The organism is Pseudoalteromonas sp. MTN2-4, assembly GCF_042848605.1.
In the GTDB taxonomy this organism is placed as follows: Bacteria; Pseudomonadota; Gammaproteobacteria; order Enterobacterales; family Alteromonadaceae; genus Pseudoalteromonas.
Genome location: NZ_BTGK01000028.1, coordinates 1 through 2,153 on the forward strand (window position 1 = coordinate 1; position 2,153 = coordinate 2,153).

Annotated in this window: 4 protein-coding genes; all 4 read left to right on the forward strand. The window is 37.3% G+C overall.

Features of this window, described 5'->3' with window-relative positions; genetic code table 11:
- The first annotated feature begins 362 nt into the window (after positions 1 to 362).
- The 4 genes from ACGHEH_RS21465 to ACGHEH_RS21480 all read left to right on the forward strand — a co-directional run bounded on the left by ACGHEH_RS21465 (position 363) and on the right by ACGHEH_RS21480 (position 2,056).
- Positions 363 to 788 (forward strand): lysozyme inhibitor LprI family protein, encoded by a 426-nt coding sequence (locus ACGHEH_RS21465; RefSeq protein ID WP_390449755.1) that lies wholly within the window; start codon positions 363 to 365, stop codon positions 786 to 788.
- A 129-nt stretch (positions 789 to 917) separates the two neighbouring features.
- A complete protein-coding gene (locus tag ACGHEH_RS21470) occupies positions 918 to 1,259 on the forward strand; it encodes a hypothetical protein (RefSeq protein WP_390449669.1) in 342 nt (113 codons plus the stop codon).
- Positions 1,260 to 1,379: 120 nt separating this feature from the next.
- Entirely contained in the window at positions 1,380 to 1,712 is a 333-nt protein-coding gene (locus tag ACGHEH_RS21475) for a hypothetical protein (RefSeq protein ID WP_390449759.1), read from the forward strand.
- A gap of 116 nt (positions 1,713 to 1,828) precedes the next feature.
- On the forward strand, positions 1,829 to 2,056 hold the full coding sequence (locus ACGHEH_RS21480; protein WP_390449761.1) for a hypothetical protein: 228 nt from the start codon (positions 1,829 to 1,831) through the stop codon (positions 2,054 to 2,056).
- Positions 2,057 to 2,153 lie beyond the last annotated feature (97 nt).

The window sequence follows — 2,153 nt, forward strand, 5'->3', positions numbered from 1 at the left end:
GTCACTTTAAATCGCTGTCTTTAAAAGGTTTTTTTGCTTCAAGTCTTTTCTTCAAATCAGCATTTAGATAAAGTGGCGTAATTAAGTTTTGAGTTGGTCTTGGCTTTTCGTTTTTCAATTTAAGCTGTGACCAGAAAGGTCATTCACCAGTCGAACGCTTCTTTGCAATTTCGAGTTTGGTGGGTGTTTTTAATTTTTAGTTTGGCTTATTGGTGCAGGCGCAAGTGCTTCTAAATTTGCGTGTCAATGCATAACAAAGTCGTCAACGCGGACAAAAAACTGTTGGCTGTTACGCTTCGCTTCACATTTTAGCCAACAATTTTTTGCCGGTTACAACGGCGTTAAGTGCCCATGGAGCATTGATGAGAATTTGGATTTTTCTAATCGCCTTTTTTAGCTTTTCTGCGTTGGCTGAAGAAGACGTTGATTGCGGTAAGGCTTGGACAACGCTCAAAATAAATCAATGCATGTACAAAGAGCTTGTTGGAGCCGAAAAAGTATTGGATAAATACTTGGTAAAAAGCCTTGAACGGTATTCGGAAGATGATGTTTCTGTGGCTTCTATAAAAAAAGGTCAAGAAGCTTGGCTCAATTATCGAGAAGAGCACTGCGGCGCGGTTTATGACACATGGCGCGACGGTACTATCAGAACAGCGATGAGTTTAGGCTGCAAATTAGAATTAACTCACCAAAGAACTGTAGTTTTATGGAAGTCATTTCTAACTTATGTTGATTCAACACCGCCTTTACTTCCAGAGCCTAAACCCTATGCACCAAAGTCATATTAAACAAAGTGCACTTAACAAGTGCCTAAACCACGGACGCAAAACAGCAGGCTTGCGCTCCTTCGTCGCTAATTTTAGCCTGCTATTCTGCGCCGGTTAGGCAAGCGTTATATTTTAAGGAAGATTAAGTTTTTGAAAAACAGTAAATCTTGGTATAAAAATTTAACTAAAGAAGAAATAGAACTAGCTGAATCTTATGATGCAGAAATATTAGCTTTAATTAATAATTTACCTAAAGGAGCAACAGAAGAGCAGCAGCTAGAATCATATAAAAAACAAAAGCTGATTTTTGAAGAAAAGCTTCAACCATTGAGGACTCTTTCTTATTCTAGAAGGGCTGGAATAACACCCGAAGAATATAATGCTCGCATTGAAAAAATTAAAAATAGAGCGAAGATAACAGTAAAACAGAAAATAACATTTGTGTTACTTTTAGCTATTTTAACGATGGTGTTCGTGAGCAGCTTGCTATAAAACATAACAAGGTTGTCAACGCGGACAAAAAACTTTTGGCTGTTACGCTCCGCTTCACATTTTAGCCAATAATTTTTTGCCGGTTACAACGGCGTTATGTGCTCAGGGGAGTTACCTAGCTTGAACGAAAATTATAAGTATGCAGCCCATATAATTTCTTGGGTAGAGAAGCTTGGTGTACCTGAAATACCTATGGCAAAAAGTGCATTTTCACAACTTAAAGGTTATTGGATTGATAATGAAAATATTAACCTTGAGAAGTTAAAAGAGGATTTGTGGTCTTGGGTTGATAGTAATGATGGTTACAACATATCTGTCCCAGAAGTAGCAAAGATGAGAATTATTTTGTGCTTAGCTTATGAAGATAATCGCGAGTTAGAAGATGTTGGCTATTTTGAAGATTTATTAGTAAATCTTGGCATTTCACATGAAGATTCATACAAGCGCACATAACAAGTGCCTAAACCAAAGGACGTAAAACAGCAGGCTTGTGCTCCTTCGTCGCTAATTTTAGCCTGCTATTTTTCGCCGGTTAGGCAAGCGTTATATAACACTCGGGAATCGGAGAAATGAGTAAAATCTTACTAATAATCGGTATAGCTCTGGCAGTTGCAGGTGCACTGATGTTTATTGCTGACTTCTTACCAGTTGATTTCCTAAAACAGAGCTCAGAAGAAAGCTATCTAAAAATTGAAGCTAGTAAATCATTTTCTCTCGTAAGTTACAGGTTGCATTTTTTAGTTGTTGGTATTGTCTGTTTGGTGGCTTATAAATTTAAAAATGTAATTGGCTTTTAATGTGTTATATAACAAATTAATTAAACTATGGACGCAAAACAGTAGGCTTGCGCTCCTTCGTCGCTTATTTTAGCCTACTATTTTTCGCCGTTTATTA